The 21,053-nt window shown below is 40.2% G+C and carries 22 protein-coding genes and 1 other RNA gene; 20 read left to right on the top strand and 3 right to left on the bottom strand.

Annotated elements, in window-relative coordinates:
• Positions 1 to 169 precede the first annotated feature (169 nt).
• The 4 genes from B9T30_RS11390 to B9T30_RS11405 all read left to right on the top strand — a co-directional run bounded on the left by B9T30_RS11390 (position 170) and on the right by B9T30_RS11405 (position 3,152).
• A complete protein-coding gene (locus B9T30_RS11390; protein WP_086185090.1) occupies positions 170 to 361 on the top strand; it encodes an NF038215 family lipoprotein in 192 nt (63 codons plus the stop codon).
• Positions 362 to 710: 349 nt separating this feature from the next.
• Positions 711 to 1,334: a LysE family translocator gene (locus B9T30_RS11395; RefSeq protein WP_086185091.1), complete on the top strand. Its 624-nt coding sequence runs from the start codon at positions 711 to 713 to the stop codon at positions 1,332 to 1,334.
• Positions 1,335 to 1,728: 394 nt separating this feature from the next.
• Positions 1,729 to 2,175 (top strand): ABZJ_00895 family protein, encoded by a 447-nt coding sequence (locus B9T30_RS11400; RefSeq protein WP_086164465.1) that lies wholly within the window; start codon positions 1,729 to 1,731, stop codon positions 2,173 to 2,175.
• A gap of 68 nt (positions 2,176 to 2,243) precedes the next feature.
• The gene (locus B9T30_RS11405; protein ID WP_086185092.1) at positions 2,244 to 3,152 is read left to right on the top strand and encodes a TIGR01777 family oxidoreductase; all 909 of its coding nucleotides are present in this window, start codon (positions 2,244 to 2,246) and stop codon (positions 3,150 to 3,152) included.
• On the opposite strand, the gene B9T30_RS11410 is transcribed toward B9T30_RS11405, so the two are convergent.
• Both B9T30_RS11410 and hemB read right to left on the bottom strand, forming a co-directional pair.
• Positions 3,149 to 4,267, bottom strand: coding sequence for an NAD(P)/FAD-dependent oxidoreductase (locus B9T30_RS11410; RefSeq protein WP_086185093.1), 1,119 nt, complete (start codon positions 4,265 to 4,267; stop codon positions 3,149 to 3,151). The genes B9T30_RS11405 and B9T30_RS11410 overlap by 4 nt on opposite strands.
• Positions 4,268 to 4,285: 18 nt before the next feature.
• Positions 4,286 to 5,299 (bottom strand): porphobilinogen synthase, encoded by a 1,014-nt coding sequence (hemB, locus tag B9T30_RS11415; protein WP_086185094.1) that lies wholly within the window; start codon positions 5,297 to 5,299, stop codon positions 4,286 to 4,288.
• 106 nt (positions 5,300 to 5,405) lie between these two features.
• Here hemB and B9T30_RS11420 point away from each other — a divergent pair, with 106 nt between their 5' ends.
• The 3 genes from B9T30_RS11420 (at position 5,406) to B9T30_RS11430 (ending at position 8,869) form a co-directional block, all read left to right on the top strand.
• Positions 5,406 to 5,903 carry a thioesterase family protein gene (locus B9T30_RS11420; RefSeq protein ID WP_086185145.1) on the top strand — a complete coding sequence of 166 codons (498 nt, stop codon included), beginning with the start codon at positions 5,406 to 5,408 and terminating at the stop codon, positions 5,901 to 5,903.
• Between the two features lie 284 nt (positions 5,904 to 6,187).
• A complete protein-coding gene (locus B9T30_RS11425; protein ID WP_086185095.1) occupies positions 6,188 to 7,333 on the top strand; it encodes an HlyD family efflux transporter periplasmic adaptor subunit in 1,146 nt (381 codons plus the stop codon).
• A 6-nt stretch (positions 7,334 to 7,339) separates the two neighbouring features.
• Positions 7,340 to 8,869: a DHA2 family efflux MFS transporter permease subunit gene (locus B9T30_RS11430; RefSeq protein WP_086185096.1), complete on the top strand. Its 1,530-nt coding sequence runs from the start codon at positions 7,340 to 7,342 to the stop codon at positions 8,867 to 8,869.
• A gap of 53 nt (positions 8,870 to 8,922) precedes the next feature.
• On the opposite strand, the gene glpK is transcribed toward B9T30_RS11430, so the two are convergent.
• Positions 8,923 to 10,407 (bottom strand): glycerol kinase GlpK, encoded by a 1,485-nt coding sequence (gene glpK, locus B9T30_RS11435; protein WP_086185097.1) that lies wholly within the window; start codon positions 10,405 to 10,407, stop codon positions 8,923 to 8,925.
• Between the two features lie 131 nt (positions 10,408 to 10,538).
• On the opposite strand from glpK, the gene ssrA reads away from it, so the two are divergent.
• The 13 genes from ssrA (at position 10,539) to B9T30_RS11500 (ending at position 20,845) form a co-directional block, all read left to right on the top strand.
• Positions 10,539 to 10,897, top strand: a transfer-messenger RNA (tmRNA) gene (gene ssrA / locus B9T30_RS11440).
• Positions 10,898 to 11,077: 180 nt separating this feature from the next.
• Positions 11,078 to 12,307 (top strand): tyrosine-type recombinase/integrase, encoded by a 1,230-nt coding sequence (locus B9T30_RS11445; protein ID WP_086185098.1) that lies wholly within the window; start codon positions 11,078 to 11,080, stop codon positions 12,305 to 12,307.
• Between the two features lie 156 nt (positions 12,308 to 12,463).
• Positions 12,464 to 13,120, top strand: coding sequence for a hypothetical protein (locus B9T30_RS11450; protein ID WP_086185099.1), 657 nt, complete (start codon positions 12,464 to 12,466; stop codon positions 13,118 to 13,120).
• Positions 13,121 to 13,324: 204 nt separating this feature from the next.
• Complete coding sequence (locus B9T30_RS11455; RefSeq protein ID WP_086185100.1) at positions 13,325 to 13,540, top strand: transcriptional regulator; 216 nt, start codon at positions 13,325 to 13,327, stop codon at positions 13,538 to 13,540.
• A 50-nt stretch (positions 13,541 to 13,590) separates the two neighbouring features.
• Positions 13,591 to 14,094: a Bro-N domain-containing protein gene (locus B9T30_RS11460; protein WP_086185146.1), complete on the top strand. Its 504-nt coding sequence runs from the start codon at positions 13,591 to 13,593 to the stop codon at positions 14,092 to 14,094.
• A complete protein-coding gene (locus tag B9T30_RS11465) occupies positions 14,091 to 14,459 on the top strand; it encodes a hypothetical protein (RefSeq protein ID WP_086185101.1) in 369 nt (122 codons plus the stop codon). Before B9T30_RS11460 ends, B9T30_RS11465 begins: the two co-directional genes overlap by 4 nt.
• Before the next feature lie 10 nt (positions 14,460 to 14,469).
• Positions 14,470 to 14,712 carry a hypothetical protein gene (locus B9T30_RS11470; protein ID WP_086185102.1) on the top strand — a complete coding sequence of 81 codons (243 nt, stop codon included), beginning with the start codon at positions 14,470 to 14,472 and terminating at the stop codon, positions 14,710 to 14,712.
• Positions 14,709 to 15,416, top strand: a complete 708-nt coding sequence (locus tag B9T30_RS11475; protein WP_086185103.1) for a KilA-N domain-containing protein — start codon at positions 14,709 to 14,711, stop codon at positions 15,414 to 15,416. The genes B9T30_RS11470 and B9T30_RS11475 overlap by 4 nt, the downstream gene beginning before the upstream one ends.
• Positions 15,417 to 15,420: 4 nt before the next feature.
• Positions 15,421 to 15,747 carry a hypothetical protein gene (locus B9T30_RS11480; RefSeq protein WP_086185104.1) on the top strand — a complete coding sequence of 109 codons (327 nt, stop codon included), beginning with the start codon at positions 15,421 to 15,423 and terminating at the stop codon, positions 15,745 to 15,747.
• A 2-nt stretch (positions 15,748 to 15,749) separates the two neighbouring features.
• Positions 15,750 to 16,034 (top strand): hypothetical protein, encoded by a 285-nt coding sequence (locus B9T30_RS11485; RefSeq protein ID WP_086185105.1) that lies wholly within the window; start codon positions 15,750 to 15,752, stop codon positions 16,032 to 16,034.
• A gap of 2 nt (positions 16,035 to 16,036) precedes the next feature.
• Entirely contained in the window at positions 16,037 to 16,345 is a 309-nt protein-coding gene (locus B9T30_RS11490; RefSeq protein WP_086185106.1) for a hypothetical protein, read from the top strand.
• Positions 16,342 to 18,804, top strand: a complete 2,463-nt coding sequence (locus B9T30_RS11495) for a DUF927 domain-containing protein (RefSeq protein ID WP_086185107.1) — start codon at positions 16,342 to 16,344, stop codon at positions 18,802 to 18,804. The genes B9T30_RS11490 and B9T30_RS11495 overlap by 4 nt, the downstream gene beginning before the upstream one ends.
• Before the next feature lie 598 nt (positions 18,805 to 19,402).
• Positions 19,403 to 20,845, top strand: a complete 1,443-nt coding sequence (locus B9T30_RS11500; RefSeq protein ID WP_086185108.1) for a hypothetical protein — start codon at positions 19,403 to 19,405, stop codon at positions 20,843 to 20,845.
• Positions 20,846 to 21,053 lie beyond the last annotated feature (208 nt).

Below are 21,053 nucleotides of genomic sequence, written 5' to 3' on the forward strand. Positions count from 1 at the left end.
AGAGTTCAGTGTTCATCTTGTTTGGGCAAATATGGTTGTAAAAATTTTAAATCATCTTTATTTGTAAGAATATCTTAAGTCATTGAATTTGGATTAGAAAAAAAAGATCACTAAATGTGCATTAGTGCTAAGCTAAACGATATAACAATGATGAAAAAGAGGATATGTAATGAAAAAGCTATCCATTGGTTTATCTATTTGCTTGTTGGTTTTATTGACGGCTTGTGATGCAAAAGATGATTATAACAAGCCAAAAACTGAGGTACGTACCATGATTATTGGTGGTATGCCTATTCATGATCAGGATTATCGTCTTAGCCAGCTGGATGCCCGCGAAATTAAACCTGTCGCTCAACAGTGAGGCGATCAATAAAAAAAGCTGGGTATTTGAATATTGTCAGTACATGGGAGTGTAGGGTGATTGTGCAAGAAGTAACAGATGCAGTGTGCTACGTCAAATGGGTAGGAATTTGGCGTAGATGTTTACTTCTTTTAAACCTTTCAAAAGTAACGCTAATGTCTAGGTAAAGATATAAAAACTAAATCAATAAAATGAGGTAGTGCTGATTTTAAGGAATTAAATATTGAGCGTTCTTTGATCTATGTGAGTGATCTAATTAATCTGAAATATAAAATTATTAGGGTAATAAGCATATAAAACACGTAGAATTGGTCAACATATTTTTCCTCATTATTTAAGGTCAAACGCATTGGAATCATTATTGATATTAGGCTCAATTACTTTGGCGCTGGTGTTGGGTGCAATCAGCCCTGGGCCAACGTTTATTTATGTAGCAAAAAATTCAATTTCGATTTCACGTAAACATGGATTATTTACCGCTTTAGGCACAGGTACGGGTGCTGCTTTATTTGGCTTTTTAGCAGTCATGGGATTGCAAGCTGTTTTACTGGCAGTGCCATCAGCTTATCTGGCTTTGAAAATTTGTGGTGGTTTATATTTACTTTGGCTGGCGTATAAAATTATTAAACATGCCAAAGAGCCGATGCAAACCGCAGAAGGCGATGTAAAGCCCATGACTCATGCGCAGGCCTATCGTTTAGGTTTAATTACGCAGTTAAGTAATCCTAAAATTGCCATTATTTTAGCCAGTGTTTTTACGGCACTGTTACCGAAAGAAATTCCTACTTATTTTTATCTGGTTTTACCGATTTTATGTTTTTTTATTGATGCAGGCTGGTATTCATTGGTGGCCGTGGCATTATCGGCTGAAGGGCCAAGAAAAGTTTATTTAAAGTCTAAAGCTATTTTTGACCGAATTGCAGGTGGGGTCATGACCTTACTGGGCTTAAAACTCATTTTTGGTATGAAGTAGTTTTTTGCGTCATTCGCATATCGTATTATTTTATCATTTCTAGAGCAAAGCAATGCATCAGGTATTGCTTTAAGCATTTGCAAATGAATACGAAAATTAGAAAATAAGCTGTAGAAAATAAAAGACCGACGATTCGAGTGATGTGAAATCGTCGGTCAAAAAATCTGTTGCAAATTTTAGTTCGGGCTGCTGTTCCATACTAAAACTTGAAACTTAGTAAGTTTATTGCTTTAGGAAAAGTTCACCGAAAACGTTGTGGATGCCGGTACAAATTAACGGGTTTATGAACTTCTTACCTCATATAACGTAGGGGTTTACAGATTGGTTGACAATAAAATGAAAAAAAACTCATTTTTTTTTATAATGGTGATCTAAACGTTGTTTACGTAGGTACATAGTGTCACTAAATCGATATTTTTTATGGTTTTTTTTATTTTGCTTTATTTTTACCTGTATCTGCGGTGTTTTAGCCGCTTTATTGCCTACAGGCATGGGCGGTATTTTGACCGTAATACCGTATTTAACAGCCATGATCTTAGTGCTTTATAAGTTTTTAAAACAACAACAGCGTGCACCCAGTGATCAAGAGCGGAAAAAAATAACTTTAGGATTTAGTCTGATTTTCTGGGGCTATAACCTTGCCTTTTTGTTGGTTGGAATTTTAATTTTTTCTAAAGGTGATCCCGATATTTGGCAAAATTTCCTATTTTATCTAAAAAATCCACAATTTATGAGTGTAGTGATGGTGATGATTCTGTTGATTGCGATACCGCTATACCTCTTAACATATTGGTTTTATGGTAAACAAGCACAACGTATGGCAAAAAAAATGTTCGGTTGATCAATGTTCCATGCTTGAATTTTCAACGCTCTTGATCTATAGATAGAAGAAACAAGAGAGATCATGAAATGCAAAAAGCATGTGTATTGATTACAGGTGCAAGTGGTTTTATTGGTTCGCATCTTATTGCTTATTTATTGGCGCGTGATTATGCAGTGGTTGGACTCACGCGACAAAAAGATAAGCTGTCTCGTCATCCGAGTCTGATTTGGATTCAGCAGTTAGATGAACTGAAAACCGATCATATTGATTATGTGATTAATCTTGCGGGCGAAAATATTGGCAAGGCACGTTGGACAGCCAAAAGAAAACAACAGTTAATCCAGAGTCGCGTTGAAACCACACAGCAACTTTATCGTTACTTAGAAAAAAGACAGATTTTTCCCAAGCGGATTATTTCAGGTTCTGCCGTGGGCTATTATGGTATTGATCCGACTGAACAGTGGACAGTGGTGTGTACTGAACAGTCTGCGCCACAGTCTATTTTTATGTCGGAACTGTGTCAGCGATGGGAACATGCTGCATTAAGTTTTCAGTCTCAGCAGACTAAAATCGTACGTTTCGGGATTGTCTTTGCAAACAATGGTGGCATTCTTCCGCAAATGTTATTGCCGATTAAACTGAATATGGTGGGGCGTATTGGGCATGGACGGCAACCTGTGGTTTGGGTGCATATACAAGATGTGCTACGCGCAATTGAATTTTTAATGACCAAAGAAACCACGGCTCAGACTTTTAATGTGGTCTGTCCAGAAAAAATAAGCCAAGCGCAATTTGCGCAAATTGCCGCGCAGCAACTGAAACGTAACCCTTTATTTTGTTTACCAGCTTTTGTTTTGCAATCACTGCTTGGAGAGCAATCGCAATTGGTTTTAAATGGTCAGTATGTGCAACCCAAAGCATTACAAGAGGTCGGGTTTGAGTTTAAATACCCAACCTTAAAGCTGGCTTTGGAGGATATTTTAGGGTCGAGTTAAGTCGTTAAAGTATTGGCAGTCAGTCTTGTTGGACAAAAAGCTTTTGGGTCGAGCAAGGTCGGTTGTTTCAGTATGAGTTGTCTTAATAGGCGTGCAGATGCAGGCCCCATACATAAGCCATTACGGAAATGCCCAAAGTTTGCCCATACATTATCAAGCTCGGGCATTTTCCCAATATAAGGCACACCTGTCGGTGAACTTGGTCTTAAGCCAGCCCATTGTTTGACGATTGGAAATGCTGCCAGTTCAGGCACCATCTCGAAACATGCTGCTAAAATGGTCTGTTTGGTTGCAGCAGTAGGCGTGGTGTCGAAACCACAATGGGCCATGCTTGAACCGCATACGACATGCCCATCTAAACGTGGAATTAAATACATCACCTTATTCATGCACATGGTGGGCAACCAGTTTTGTGGGGTTTTAAACAGCACCATTTGTCCTTGTACAGGCTGGACAGGAATGTCTAAATCGAGTTGTTCAGACCAATGTTTAGACCAAGCGCCAGTCGTGATTACAAACTGGTCTGCGAAATAGGTTTGCTGATTTTGACTACGAATGGATTGAACTTTGCCATTTACAGTATTGAACTGTTCAATTGGACAGTGTTCAATAAATTCAACTTTAGGGTGCTGCTTTAAGTAGCCAATCATAGATTGTAACAATCTTGGATTACGTACATTGGCAATCTGCGGGAAATACATGGCATGTTGAAATTGCGGATGAATGAAGGGATTCACTTGTGCCAATTGTTCTGCTTGTAAATATTCAGCGTGCTGCATTGGTTGTTGAAATTGCTGGGCGTAATTCAATCCTATTTCAAAATCAGCTTCATCAAAAATCAGTAGACCTGTTTCATGAATTTCAAAATCAATGCCTGAAATAGGCTTTAATTTTTCATTCCAGTCTAAATACAGAGACTTTCCGTGTTGTGCCAATTGATTCACAGCATGCGGATAGCGCCACGGGTACATCGGGGAGAGAATTCCGCCACCAGCCCATGATGCGGCTTGACCTGCGTGTTGCTGGTCGAAAATAATGACGGAACATCCTTGTTCCACAAGCTCTAAAGCAGACATTAAACCGCTAATACCTGCTCCAATAATGGCAATTTTCATCGCTTGCGCCACTTGTCCTTAGTTCATGTCTTTGAGTTTAAGCGCAGCTTGTTCTGCAAAATAAGTCCAGATTCCATCTGCACCTGCGCGGCGGCAGCTCATCAGTGATTCAATAATCACGTCATCGGATAACCAGCCATTTTGAATCGCACCCGCCAGCATCGCGTATTCACCGCTGACTTGATAAACAAAGGTTGGAATAGCAAAGTTATCTTTCACTTCACGCACGATGTCCAGATAAGGCATCCCCGGTTTCACAATCACCATGTCTGCACCTTCTTGAATATCCAGTGCAATTTCATGTAAGGCTTCAGCGCGGTTGCCGATGTCCATCTGGTAATTATATTTATTGCCACCTTTTAGGTTACTGGATGAACCGACAGCATCACGAAAAGGGCCGTAGAAGCTCGAAGCATATTTGGCTGAATAAGCCATAATATTGGTATAGATATGACCATTGGCTTCAAGCGCGGTACGAATTGCACCAATACGACCATCCATCATGTCACTGGGTGCAAGCACATCTGCACCTGCTTCAGCATGACTTAAGGCCTGTTTAATCAAACATTCAATGGTTTCATCATTCAGCACATAACCCGTGTCATCAATAATTCCGTCTTGACCATGCGTGGTGTAAGGATCAAGCGCACCGTCAGTGATGAGCACCATTTCTGGTAACTCTTTTTTCAGTAAACGAATGGTATTTTGTACTAAACCATTTTCATGCCAAGCCGCTTCAGCAGTTAGGCTTTTATCTTCTTGTGGCGTGACTGGGAATAAAGCCAGTTTAGACACCCCGAGTTCCAGTAAGCGTTCTGATTTTTTTAACAGCAGATCAGCAGACAGGCGCTGAACATTGGGCATACTTGGAATATCTTGGGTTTGGTTTTGCCCCGGAAGTACGAATACTGGATAGATGAGATGATCGGTCGTCAATTGGGTTTCACGTACCATAGAACGCAATTTATCATTTTTACGAATTCGACGCATGCGAGTGGCAGGAAATGCAGGACGATTGAACGTATAAGTCATAACAATCTCATTGATCAGTATTAAACTAGCGCTATTGTAGCCCTAGAATTGGCTTTTAGGGCATAAGTTAATGGCTATTTCTCAAATTAAGGTATTCGAGCAGACTATGACGCAAGCAGAGAAAAATTGGACCGGTAACATACATTTAGGCGCGAAGGTCGATATTGATGTTGTCCTCAAACAGTTGTGTCATGCATTTAATAGCTCTCCTTACTTTAAACACAATGAGATGCTGATGCGTGTGGTGGATGGGCAAATTGAAGCCTATATTGAAATGCAGCCTTTTATGATTGGTAATGTGGCTTTTCAAATTTTGCATGGCGGGGTCGCTGCGACTATTTTAGATAGTATTGGCGGAATTGCGGCAATGGGCGAGTTATATAAAAAGGCGGAAGCCGATGAACTGCCAGATACCATTAAAAAGGTAACGCGTTTGGCGACTGTCGATATGCGCGTCGATTATTTGGCACCGGGTCGTGGTAAATATTTTATTGCGCGTGCTGAAACTTTACGTTTAGGTCGTAAGGGTTGCACTATGCGGATGACCTTGGTCAATGATGAGGATAAGCCGATTGCAACGGCAATCGCATCTTATGCATATTAAGTTTATTTTAAGTTTGTAAAGTTAAAATCAATAGAACTGAAAAATTTATTTGGCATTGAATGACAATTCAATGCCAAAATCATTTTAAAGACTGATCAGTTACATTTTTATTCTCGCATCATGATTTTTTGTTATTAAAATGCGCCATCAATATTAAATAAAAAATGACTTTCTCATCGACACCATCGCATCACATGGATGGTCTTTATAGCTGTTGGTTTTATCTCGATCAAAACAACACCTATGATATGTGGTGACCAAGTCTGTTGGATGTAGGAATAATCATGACAGATGCTAAAAACACCTTGCCAGAACCAGATGAACAAATTTCGGATGCTGCTCTAAAAGCAAAACGAAAGAAAGCTTTAAGCATGGTCGCATTGATACTCATTATTGCTGCTGTTGCATATGCGGTATGGACTTTGTTTTTTAATCACTCCGTCAGTACCGAAAATGCTTATGTCGGTGCAGAAACCGCATCCATTACCTCAATGGTCAGCGGGCAGGTTTTAGATGTGATGGTCAGTGACACCCAACAAGTCAAAAAAGGTGATTTGTTGGTACGTGTGAATGAACGTGATGCTGAAATTGCGCTGGCACAGGCACAAGCTGAATTGATGAAAGCACAGCGTCAATACAAACAAACGCAGGCCAATAGCAGTGCTTTAAATTCTCAAGTTTTTGTTAGTGATGACGGCATTCATAGTGCAGAAGCACAAGTGGCTAAAGCACAAGCAGAGTTGAATAAAGCGCAAAATGACTTGGCACGCCGTAGTCAACTCAGTGCCTCTGGGGCAATTTCCAAAGAAGAACTGAGTACTGCTCAAAGTGCTGTAAATAATGCACAAGCAGGTTTGGATTTGGCGAAAGCAGGCTTGGCGCAAGCGCAATCGAGTCAAAAAGCAGCACAAAGTACCTTGGCTGCCAATGAAGCATTGATCCGTGGTAGTAATGAAACTTCTGCTCCCGATGTATTGATTGCACAAGCACGTTTAAAACAAGCCATCCTTGATTTAGAACGTACCGAAATTAAAGCGCCGTTTGATGGGGTGATTGCACGTCGCAATATTCAAGTTGGACAACGTGTCGCACCGGGTACAGTGTTAATGATGTTGGTGCCTATTTCGAAACTGTATGTCGATGCTAACTTTAAGGAAAGCCAGTTGGCCAAAGTTAAAGCAGGGCAAAAAGCTGTTCTGACCTCCGACTTGTATGGTGATGAGGTTGAGTTTCATGGCACGGTTGTTGGATTTTCAGGTGGAACGGGTTCAGCATTTGCTTTAATCCCTGCACAAAATGCCACAGGCAACTGGATTAAAGTGGTGCAGCGTTTACCTGTGCGAATTGCGCTTGACCCGAAAGAATTAGCTGAGCATCCTTTACGTGTAGGCTTATCTATGGAAGCGAAAATTAACCTCGCTTCGAAGTAGTGGCTTATGAATAATAACTACGTACCATTTGGCGACCTTAAAGGAGGGCGCCTCATCCTTGCGGCTTTTGTGTTGGCATTGGCTAACTTTATGGTCGTATTGGATATGACTATTGCCAATGTTTCTGTGCCGCATATTACTGGCAGTTTGGCCGTTTCAAGTTCACAAGGCACATGGGTGATTACCTCCTATGCCGTTGCCGAAGCGATTTGTGTTCCATTGACTGGATGGTTGGCGGGGCGTTTTGGTGCAGTCAGGCTATTTATCATCAGTTTGATTGGCTTTACTGTTTTTTCGGTTTTATGTGGCTTATCGACCAGTTTAGAAATGCTGGTGATGTGTCGTATTGGACAAGGGCTATTTGGTGGGCCAATTATGCCACTTAGCCAGACCTTGCTGATGCGTATTTTCCCTCCAGAAAAACAATCCCAAGCCATGGGCATGTGGGCGATGACCACCGTCGTAGGACCTATTCTTGGACCTATTTTAGGCGGTTCAATCAGTGATAATTTATCTTGGCACTGGATTTTCTTTATCAATATTCCAGTCGGGATTTTTTGTGCTGTTGCAGCATTACGCTTATTAAAACCTGCTGAAACGGCTATTTCGAAAATTAGAATAGATAGTATTGGCTTATTTTTACTGATTATTTGGATTGGTGCATTGCAGTTGATGCTGGATCTAGGGCATGAAAATGATTGGTTTAATAGTACTTTTATTTGTGCTTTAGCGGTGATTACTGTCGTTGGATTGATTGTTTTTATTATTTGGGAACTGACCGAACGACACCCCGTAGTGAATATTCAGATCTTTCGCTATCGTAGTTTTACCATTTCAGTGTTGTCACTGGCCTTTGCGTTTGGGGCATTCTTTGCCAGTATTGTACTGATACCGCAATGGGTACAAATTAACTTGGGCTATACCGCAACATGGGCAGGTTACCTTACTGCCACCATGGGCTTTGGTAGCTTAATGATGTCACCCATTGTGGCGAAAATGTCCACCAAATATGATCAACGTGCTTTAGCCTGTTTTGGTTTGATGTTATTGGGGATTGTGACTCTCATGCGGTCATTCTGGACCACTGATGCGGACTTTATGACATTGGCATTGCCGCAAATTTTACAGGGTTTTGCCGTCCCATTTTTCTTTATTCCATTGTCAAATATGGCATTGGCTTCAGTTAAGCCACATGAAATGGCATCTGCCGCAGGACTGATGAATTTTTTAAGAACCATGGCGGGGGCAATTGGCGCATCCATTGCGGTGACCATGTGGGATGATCAAGCAAAAGTTGCACGCAGTGAAATGGTGAGCAATCTACATCCTGAAAGTACACAAAGTACTTTGATACAAAGTGGAATGAGTCCAGATGGTGCTTTGGGTTATATTTCCAGTTTAGTGGATAAAGAAGCCTTAACTTTGTCAGCAAACCATGTGTTTTTAATCTTATCGATGGTTTTTGTTTTTGCAGGATTAATCATTTGGTTGTGCCCTAAACCTAAAGTCGGTGGTGCTAGTCAACCTATGCATTAATCCGCCGTGTTTATAAAACTGTCTCTGCGTCTGAGATGCAGAGACAGTTTTGATTAGATGTCCGATTTTGACCGTTTTAACGCAGTTTGCCATTGATTCAGATGAAATTGGCGCTGATCAATACCCATATTGGGTTCAAAGGCCCGATCCAGTTGCCAAGATTCTGAAATTTCAGACATATTGGAAAAAATTCCAGATTTTAAACCTGCCATAGCCGCAGCACCCCATGCGGTCGATTCCAGCATTTTGGGGCGAAGTACGGGAACATTCAGAATGTCGGCTTGGAATTGCATCAACATATCATTTTGACTGGCACCACCGTCGACACGCAATTCTTTCAAAGGATGTGCAATATCAGATTGCATAGCGGTTAAGACATCGGAAACTTGAAAAGCAATGGATTCCAAGGCTGCTCGTGCTATATGGGCTTTATTGGTGCCACGCGACATACCACAAAGCAAAGCACGTGCATCGCTATCCCAGTGCGGTGCCCCCAGACCTGTAAAGGCTGGAACCAAGACCACACCATCGGTATCTTTGACTTGGCAAGCCAGCTTTTCGACTTCATTACTATGCTGAATAATGCCTAAACCATCGCGTAACCATTGCACAATGGCACCTGCCATAAATACACTGCCTTCAAGGGCATAGGTGGTTTGATTTTGGCATTTCCAAGCCAGTGTGCTGAGTAATTTATTCTGACTAAATTGAACCTCATGCCCTGTGTTAAACAGCATGAAACAACCTGTACCATAGGTATTTTTCGCTGTACCAATTTCAAAGCAAGATTGACCAAATAAAGCAGATTGTTGATCCCCTAAAATACCCGTAATCGGAATATTGGCACCCAGTAGACCTGTTGCTGTATCTGCGACATAAGTGTCGGATGAAATAATTTTAGGTAAAACAGAGTGGGGGATATTAAAGAGTTCAAGTAATTCCTCATCCCACTGTTGGGTCTGTAGATTCATCAGCATGGTGCGTGAAGCATTACTGGCTTCAATGACGTGTTCCGCACCTTGAGTCAGATTCCACATTAACCAGCTATCAACCGTGCCAAAAGCGACATGCCCTTGTTCAGCAAGTTCACGTAAACCTGCTACATTTTCCAGTAGCCAAAACAATTTCCCTGCACTGAAATAGGGGTCGATGCGTAAACCTGTTTTATGGTGAATTTTATCGTGTAAATTTTGCAGTGTGAGTTGGTTACACCACTCCGTTGCACGACGGTCTTGCCAAATAATCGCAGGGGATAGGGGTTTACTATTTCGTTTATCCCAAACGATGGTGGTTTCCCGCTGGTTGGTCAGTCCAATCGCTTTAATGTCTTTGGCCAGAATGCGAGCCGATGCTAGAGCCTGTTGCACCACTGCAATTTGTGTTGTCCAGATTTCTTGAGCATCTTGTTCCACCCAGCCCGAATGCGGTGTTTTGATGTGGGTTTCACGTTGGGCTGTTGCCTGAACTTTTCCATGTTCATTGAAAATAATCGCACGACTAGATGTCGTCCCCTGATCGAGTGCAAGTAAATAACTCATAATTTTTTCTATTATTAGACTTGAAAAGTAAAATATTAGCTCAATTATGTAATTAAACGCATCTAGTTATGTAAAAGTTTAGAAATTACATCGTAATTTTTGACATTTATGCTATGATTGCGCTGTACTTTGGGGGTGTTTCTGGCTTCGACGCTGGTGATGAAACTCATAGATGCATGCCGAGAGCGCATTTTCTCTCGTAAATCAAATTTGCATTTTTTAGTCGCAAACGACGAATCATACGCTCTAGCTGCCTAAGGGCAGCTTGTCCGCCTCTCCGAATACTTGTGGTTAGAGAGTCCGACTGAAGCGCACGCACACAAGTCCGTATAAAACCAAGCCTTGGGGTTTTGTACTAAATTAAGAGGATCGCGATTTGTACCCTGTTCGTCGGGTCACAAAGAGTTAAAACAATAGACGATATCTAAGCATGTAGTATTCTCGAGCGTAGTGCTGGCGGACGCGGGTTCAACTCCCGCCACCTCCACCAAATACCTTCCCGAACATGGCAAAATATGCCAAGTTTTGGAACTAAAAGGCTTAATCCTAAAGGGGTTAAGCCTTTTTTTATGCCTAATCATAACCAAACATAAAAGCATATAGTGTTGCTTTCCATGTATCCCCACATGTATCCTTTGATAAATATTGAACTCAAGGGATACACGGTTAAATGAAAAGATCAGAAATAAAACGCCGTCCTTTGTCTGATACTGTAATTGCCAATCTTGAAGCAGAACTAAAAGAATATCGTGAGCTTGACGGCAATGGCCTGTATATCAGAGTAAAACCCGATGGTAATAAGTCATGGCAACTTCGATATAAAAAGCCTAATGGTAAATGGTCGTGGTTGGGTTTGGGTGGTTATCCTGAAATCAGTGGTCAATTAGCACGTAAGAAAGCTAAAGAACTTTTAGATGATGTATCCAGAGGTGAAAACCCAATCATTACTAAGCAAGAAAGAAAACTCCAAGAGCTCGAGCAAAATAACGCGACCTTTGAAATATTAGCTCGTGAGTGGTTAGACACGAAAGTTAATACTTGGGTGCAGGACACCATGACCCGAAATAAGGGTGCATTAGAAAAGCATATATTTCCAATTTTTGGTAAACGCTTGTACACCACAATCAAACCTATTGAATGGATGAATCATTTAAAAGGTATACAGCAGTCAAAGGGTATATATGAACAGGTGAACCGTGTCCGTGCCATGTGTCGTGATATTTATGACTTTGCAAAGGTCACAGGGCGAATTGATTACAACCCATTAGAGGGTATTCAAAAATACTTACAGCAAGGTAAAAAAGAAAACATGGCTCATGTGAGTGAGGCGGAATTACCAACATTAATCCGAGCAATTAATAATTACCCCACTATGGACGTAAGAATGGGATTACAGCTTTTAGCTATGCTGTTTTGTCGCCCTACTGAGCTAAGAGGGGCTAAATGGGATGAGTTCGACCTAGAACAAGGTTTATGGAATATCCCAGAGGAACGCATGAAGAAACGCCGTGAGCATGTTGTGCCTTTACCTAAGCAAGCAGTAGCGATACTTCAAGAATTAAAAACCTATGAAACTGATTCTGAGTATCTATTCCCTAGTAGATCGGACAAGAGCAAACCCAAATCAGATACTGTTTTTATCATGGCATTACGTCGAATGGGATTTGAGGGTAGACAAACACCACATGGTTTTAGACATATCGCCAGTACCTTATTAAATAACCGTGGCTTTGATGAACGTCATATTGAGGCTGCTTTAGCTCATGTTAAGGACGGCGTAGCAGGGGTATATAACAAAGCTCAATACCTACAGGATAGGGCAAACATGATGCAGTGGTATGCAAACCATTTAGAAGAAATAGCGGATCAGACAGTGATTCAGTTTAAAAAGGTTAAGTGATGTATCTTGTCGCATAACTTACCCAAATACATATAAATATAATTAAATACCGTTTATATTCAGTTTGCTAAGTCTAGCCTGACGGGGCGAAAGTCGGATGCCCAATCCGATTGATTTAGCTTTTTCTATTTTGGGTGTGCTGTGGGAGGCATAACAATGATTGAGCAGGTAAGAAATCAAATACAGGCTCTAAGAGTCAAGTTAGATTCAGACTTATTTTTTTTGTATGAACAAAATAATTTAATAAGTGAAAGTAATCATATGCTATCACTAAGCGCAAAAATGTATGCGTTGACCGATGAAGCAAAACTAGAAATCACTAATACTAATGGGAATTATGAAATAACAAAAAAATCGACAATACGATTAGCTGAAAAATTTATAAATCAAGATCTTAAGAACAATTTAGACAATATTATAGAGAGAGGATTATTTTCTACTTTTTTATGGATAGCACTAACTGAATTTTTTATTGAGCAAAATGATAATGAGCAAATCTTAAATTGTCTATGCATTGCAAATAGGGTTTACGGTTCAACATTAGCGGCCAAGAATGAATATTATTCAGCTGAAATTGGCAAAGTTATTGTATCTGCAAAATTCTCTATTGGTGGAAATGCCAAGGCTAAAACATATGAGCAGGAGAAGAAAACAGTGTTAAACAAATGGAATAGCAAACATGAATTTCCAAGTCGTGCCAAATTTGCAGATGCTTTAATAAAAGGTGGTGAAGTGAGCGTATCTCATAGAACAGTAGTCAAATGGATAGGCGACTCTCAAAAGCAACTTAGAGATAATAAAAAACCTAATTAACCTCGATCCTGCTTAAGCCAATGACTCCATAATCTGAATTATTGGCTTAAGCAGGATCGAGGTTAATTAATTACGGTTTGCAAGCACACAGCACGCACACCGTACGCTATGCACGCACACCGTACGGTGTGCGTGCATAGCGGTTTAAATAAATAAAAATCATAAACATACTAAGCTCATATTCTTTCATGTATGGGCTTTTTTATGTCGATCAAACCAATTCGTGTCCAATTCAAAACAGCTTGTGAGCTACTGGATATAAGCCGTGAAGCACTGCGCCATAAAGTACGTACCGATGCCTCTTTTCCACGCCCGATCAAAGAAGGTGATACCAAACAAGCACCAGTCTATTTCGACTATGCTGAGCTTGTAGAGTGGCATAACAGCCAAAAGCAAAGCCTCGCAGTATTAGAGGCTTAATCATGAACCATCAAACCCAAGTATTGGCCCGCCTTAAAAGAGGCGCAGGTATGAATCCATTTACTTTTAATTTCAATGAACACGGCGTTCGTGTTGTCTTTGATGGGAACAACGAGCCTTTATTTTGTCTTACTGATGTATGTCGTATTTTATCTGTAGACCGCACATCACGCCTATTACGTGACTTAGATGCAAAGGGTATGGCAGATTGCCACATCCCTACAAATGGCGGTACTCAGAAAGTAAAATTTATAAATGAACCGAATTTATACCGCATCATTTTCCGATCCAATAAACCCGCAGCTATTAACTTCCAAAACTGGGTATTTGCCGAGGTACTGCCAACCATTCGCAAAACAGGTTCATATTCAGCAAGACAGACCGCATACGAAGAATTAAACCGTCTATGTATGCAAGAAAAAGAATCCAAAGATAAGGGTTCATTTCACAGTCATGGTATGCACCGCCGTAAACGTGAAAAGCACTTGAATGCTGTACGTATTGAAACGTGCAAAACCAATCTAGAGCTTACTTTTGAGGGGGTTATACAATGAATAATCATACACCCCCTGAGTTTTTCAAAGCCTTTGACCACTATAAAGCCATGTTGGTCCAGTACGGTGAAGACCACGCCATCACAGAACAGGCATTTATTCTGACCATGCACTACACGCCTGATCATATCAAAGCGGAAATGAGTGCCAAAGCCAAAGAATTGAATCTACTGCCACCAGTAAGCGGATACACCGATGATGGCGAAGCTATGTATAGCTTAGATGACATTGCTAAACATTTCGGTATCAGTATTGACGATGCTGAACAGCATTTATTGCAGATGATGGATAACCGCCAAAAGGTCGGGCTGTCCAATGACGGTATTTTGATGAACTCAAATATCCATATCAACCGTGTGCAATGAGGGCTAGACCATGAATCAATATGTATTAGCGTCCTACCGAACCAGCACTGAAAGCGACATTGAAGCCGATCTAATCGTAAACAAAGAGCCATGTAGCTTTATTGAACTGATTGCCGTTGGTGAGGGCGTTCAAAGCATTACAGACGGCATGAATCAATTGATGCAGAACAATGAAGCCAAAGACGTTCTAGTCCTACACGGCGGTAGTTTAAGCCGTTTGTTTGACACGTTTATGGGAGGTGTTGAAGCATGAAAGGACTAATTACTTCTCAATATGATGGCCATGAACTTAGTTTTAATGAGCAGGGTTGGTTTAATGCTACTCAAGCATCGAATCGCTTTAATAAAAAACCGAATGACTGGCTACGTCTGCCAGATACACAACGTTATATTGATGCCCTTGTTAAAAGAGAAAATCAAAAAAGTGATACGAGATTATCCCGCATCACTGATTTTGTAAAAACCCAGAAAGGTAATTCAAAGTTATTTACACAAGGCACTTGGCTGCATCCCAAATTAGCCGTGCGCTTTGCCCAGTGGCTAGATATTGATTTTGCTATTTGGTGTGACGAACAGATCGACTACTTATTAAGGGGCAATCACCCAATATTTGATAAACGCCGTTTACGTCATCAAGCGGCCGCAACTTATAAAGCTGTATCCGCCGTATTAAAACTTTCACGCGAGCAATTAGGCAAGGAAACAAAGCCCCATCATTACATGAATGAAGCGCGCTTGATCAATTGGGCTATAACAGGCCAATTCACTGGTTTAGACCGTGATAGCCTTTCATACGATGAATTGGATTTATTGGCAGAGCTGGAAGCTCAAGACCTAATTTTGATTGGCTCTCAATGCACTTATGAGCAGCGCAAAACAGCATTAAATTTATTTGCTCAAAACTTTAAAGCCAACCGCCCAGCTTTGGCCAGTCAATTAGCTGTATTGGAGGCATAGGCGCATGAAAAACCTCTTAAAATTGTTCTCAGTTCGGGCAATAACTGTTTTTCCTGTTGCAAGCTGTACAAAACCATCTTATGCTAAGCGTGTTCACCCACATGGTGAATTAGCTTTGGTCGGCTACAATAGTAACAAAGGCGCACAGTCCGCAAGGGCTTTTTTTGTGCGTAAAATCTCTATGCGTTCGCATATTATGGCGGAGCTGGAGAGGGACACTTTCGAGTGTGCAGGTTTCCTTTGTTCCCTGTCGACCAACCCTTTTCAGCTTTGCCACCCTCATTTGGTCGTGAATGGCAAAGCTCCCTTAAGCAACAAAGGAGCGCATTAATCATGCCTACACAAATCAATTCCACTCAACACAACACTATAGAATTATATGAGGCGTACAGCCTTGCACATGAACAATCTGCTGACACTCATGCCATGTTGGGTGCAATCCTTACTGAATTTAACCAAGCCAAAGAGCGTTTGCATCAAGCGTATGGCATTCCTGTAAATTATCTAGATAATTTAAAACGATTGTTGGTTATTACCAACATGATGGTAAGCGACCATATAGAACTAAGCCAACAACTGGAACAGGAATATACCCCTACTGATCTAGTGGAGGCTTAACAATGAATAATCAAATCAATTCCAAAAATACGCCTAAAACTTATGATGCTGGCGATCTACATGACACTTATGCCTTAGTTTATGAAAATACTTCATGGCTTTACACCTTACTTGGACAAATAAAAAAAGAAGTCGAAGAAGTTAAGCAGTCTGTAGCAAAAAAAGATGTTTATCCTGCTGCATTTGCAAATCTTGAACGCTTAATAAACCTCTCTGAATATTTGGCTGAAAGCCATACGGATTCTTACGATGTTGATCGTGAAAGGTATCTGAAAGAATGGGAAGCAAATAAAAAGGCGGTATCACTATGAATGACACCGCCCAACAAAACTTTCAGCATGGCCTAACTCAGCCTGCAACTATATTAACGCAATGCACCACCCTAAATCCACTGGATGCAGTATATCTAAACCATTCAATCATTGAGCGTTTTGGTAGTCCTGAACAGCCGATCTATGTTGATCAAAGCAATGTAGAGATTAACGGTATTCAGTACGAAAGCCCTGTGATTCTACCTATTGTGAATGGTCAATTAGAGCTTGTTCAATGTGCTGTATTACAGGATGGCCAGCGTGTAGTTGTCATTCCTGATGGATTGGCCAAAGGCTTTGCCTACTATGGAGATTTTCACCAAGATAAATCTGTCATTATTACCTATAGCCTAGAGGCATTCTTTAAGATTGCTCAAACCGGTTACGCCGTGGCATTGGTGATATTACCCAGTCTATGTAATACCAAGCAAAGCGAACTTAAGCCATTTGATTTTGATCAAATTCAGTTTGTGATTAATCAGTTATTAAAGGCAGGCTATACGCAGTTATATATGCCTGTACGCCCTGAACATATTCAGCTTGAAGCATTCCAAAGCCTAGAGAAAAATACGACAGTTCGATTGCTGAATCAGTATCAAACGATTATGGATGCTGAGTTTCTCACTGAGCTATTAAAAACTGACAGCAAAGAGGAAGTGAATGCTTTTATTGATGAAGCTATAGAGCAACTGCCTAAATTTAGTCTGTTACCTAAAGGCCACTTGGCCAAACCTTTTAGGATGGATGACGGTGCATTCCTGCATATTTTGGACAATGGCCTATATCTGATTAAAGAAAAAAGAGATGAAGATGGGGAGCTTAAGCAAACCCGAACTTTTATTTGTCATTCAGCCATTATTTTAGGTGAGGCGAGAAGCCTGAATAATGACAACTGGAAGCGTGTTATTCAGTTTCATGACAAGGACAATACCTTGCACCGATTATTAATCCCTTATGAGCATTTTATGGGGGAAGCGCAGGAAGCCTTAAAAATTATTGCCAATCATGGCCTGATGCCACCACGCCAAGCCTATAAGAAAAATGTATTTATTAACTACATTCAGGATTACCCGATAGAGCAACGCTTTAGGTGTGTAGATCGTGCAGGATGGCATGGCTACTGTTTTGCTACACCCAATAAAACCTATGGCAACAGTGAAGATGAAGAACTACTTTTTCACAGTGATAATAAAAGCCCTTACACCGTATCGGGGAGTTTTCAAGAATGGCAGCAATTGAGCCAATTAATTGAACCTCATGCTTTAGCGGTACTGGCATTCTCAAGTGCATTTTCAGGGCAATTGGTTTTGCCTTTAGGTGCTGAAAGTGGCGGTTTTCATATCTATGGTTCATCAACAGATGGGAAAAGTACCGTTACCAAAGCATCATGCAGTATATGGGGTAATCCTAAGCATATCTCTAAGTCATGGCGTACCACGGACAATGCTTTAGAGAATGAGGCAGAGCTTAGAAACGATAGCTTCTTAAATCTGGATGAACTACGCCAAGCTGTACCCAAAGCCGTGTCGGATATTGTTTATATGCTGACAGGTGGCCAAGGTAAAGCCCGAAGCAGCAAGTCAGGTAAAAACCGCGATGCCAAGCAATTTAGCCTCATGTATACCTCTACTGGTGAAGTCACCCTTGAGGAGCATTTGCGCCGTGGCAATATCGAACTGGATGCAGGGCTATTACTGCGCTTTGCACACATTCCTAGTGATGCAGGCAAAGGCTACGGCGTATTTGACTGCATTAACTACGGCACAGCACCGCAAGATATTGGCAACCGCATAAATGAACTGGCATCAAAGCATTATGGTCATGCGGGTATCAAATGGTTGGAATATCTGACTAAGGATAAAGATGCTGTCATGGAGAAAGCCCAAGCCCTGCTGGACAGCTTTATTGAACAGCACAGCCAAATAAAGAACGGCCAAGCCAGCCGTGTTTTACGCCGTTTTGCACTTGTGGCCACTGCTGGAGAACTGGCAACACAAGCAGGCATTACAGGGTGGAAACAGGGACGCGCATTTGAGGCTGTAGCGCAATGTTTTAACACTTGGTTAGGTAATCTAGGCAACGGCGAGAACATGGAAGAAACTAAAATATTGGAGCATATCAAGGCATTTTTTGAAGCCAATGGCACAAGCCGTTTTGAAGATCTAACCGTGATTAGACAGGCAGATGGTGAAGTTCTGCGCCCACGTATCAATAACCGTGTCGGCTACTACGACCCTGATTCAGGGCATTACCTTGTATCAACAATCATGTTTAAAAAGGAAATGTGCATCGGTATGAATGAAGCCAGTGCTAAGAAGGTTTTAAAGGCAAGCGGATGGCTTGATTGTGAAGATGGCCGTTATACCAAGCGGATGGGCGGTAAGCTGCCTGATGGTTCACGTCCAACCATGATGCATTTTAAGGTTGATGCTATACAGAACTTTAATAATGAAATCTAAACATGATGATTACTCACTGTGACGCGTGTGACGTGATGTATTATTTTAGCTTTAAGACACTGTTATATATAATATTTAATGCGTCACAGTTTTTATTTAAAGCTATATTCAATAGTGTGACGTGACTGTGACGAGTGTGACGCATATTTTAGCTCAAGGAGAAACGTCACATTTTCATGTCACAACGTCACAATTGAAATGAGTTAGATTATTCAATGAGTGTGACGTATTTTTATTAGATAAATATATATAAAACATAACCTTAATTAGATACGTCACAAACGTCACACTTGTCACAGTAAAAAAGACAGCTATACAAACCAACAGATTAATCATCAAATGAATATTGTGAATATATATTCATTTGAATCATGGTTTTAGTATTGATGGTCTATGTTGAGAACTAATCTTCCATATAATGGGTTCGAAGTGATTCTATCAAAAAATTAGAAATGTCAGGTTAAAAGAGTAAGTTGGCAAGGAAATTCATGTGATGAAAATGAGAGTTGATGTGCTAAGGTTAATCTAGTTTTTCTTGCCCTTTTTAGTGAGGGTTAATTTACATAGGTAATTTCAACTTTATATATTCAGGTTCATCATGTCAGAGCAAAAATTAAAAAAAATTAGAGGGGTTTGGTATGAACTTAATAAGCTAAATAAAATGTCATCAATAACTTTAGAAGAGGTACGAAATTACTGTATAGAAAAAGGATGTGAGATTTTAAAAATTGAAGAATGTGATTTTGGTTTCAATCAGAATATTCCAGCAATTAAAATTACATTAAAAGATGCTTCAACAGCACTATTACCTCGACAAAAATTATCAGAAATAGAAAATTATCAGAACAATATTTTGCCTTGCCAAAAAGAAGAAGAGTTTTGGGCTAAAGTGGACTGGTTTCCCCCAGTGTTTATGAGTCGAGAACAGATAAGTAATGGATTTAAAGTAGCTAATTTGAAAATTGGCTATCAAGATTATTTTACTAGGGAGAAGCTTCAAGAACGTTTTGAGCACTTCTTTTCAACGGTATATAATTTTTCTAATATTATACCAGTCACTGTACAAACGTTGCCTAACTCAATAGCTATATCAAAACATGTACCAGTAATTAGAGAATCGGTTTTGGCTTTCTATAGTGGAATGAGAGTTACCTCTATAGCATCTCTAATCCCAATCGTTGAAAATATTTTAACCTCTATTATTGATAGTTCATCCACTGATCTAAAATTGATTGATAAAGTTGACAAATGTATAAAACAAGCCCAAAAAAATATAACTTTCGATCATATTCAGGGAGTTGACTGGATACCTAAAGAATACATAGACCTTGATGTTTTAAAGGTAATGAATGAACGTATTAAAATCATAGAACTCATTGGTAATTGGCTTAAAAATAGTTTTTATAAGGAAACTAAGCATTATAAAAATACATCAGGTTTCAATAGACATTTTTTCGCACATGCAAAGTCTGAAATTTGGCAAAATCCTTCTAATTTTTTCCGTGCTATGGGATTAATACAAGCTCTTGCTTTTATTGAGTGTTTTGCATTAAGAGAATCTAAGCTGTCAATTTTTTCACCAACTCCTGATAAAAGATCAGAATCTTTTCGTAATGATGTTTTTGCTTGCTTAAACATGCAAGTCATTAAAAAGCATACCTTGCAGCAATTACAAATTAATAATTGTTTGCCTTTTAACCCTACTGCCTCTGATGATGGTTGGTTAGGTCGTTCAGCAATTCTTTCATCTAAAATGAACGATGAAATAGTAAAAATGCTCAGGGACAATGGCTGGCAATGCCATTCTTTTGGTCAGCCTATCAAGCAAGGTGAATACATAACTGTACGAGCCTCAAAAAATGGTAAGGATATAGGCATAGCACTTTTATATTGCTGTGCTACAGATAATGTAATTTATAAAGAGCTTGAAATAACTTGTAATTATATTCTTTATCAAGGAGCTCCTTCTCACCAATCTTCATATGCTTATGGAGTCAAAAGTGATGTGGGTCCATTAAATGCTTGGTTGGCTCCAGATTAAGTTTGTTTGCCAGTAAGTACCTCAAGAAAGGCGGTATTTATATGAAAGCTCATTGCGTACAAGGAAGTGGAAAGACCATAGCGGCAATAAAAAGGAAGTGACAGAGATTAGAGCTGATGTGCTGCAATTGCTTTGATGCTTATAAGCCCCTTTGATGGGGCTTTACAGGGATTTCATAAATGAAATTAATTCTAGATTTAAAATCCAC

The sequence above is a fragment of the Acinetobacter sp. ANC 4973 genome, assembly GCF_002135275.1.
GTDB lineage: Bacteria > Pseudomonadota > Gammaproteobacteria > Pseudomonadales > Moraxellaceae > Acinetobacter > Acinetobacter kyonggiensis.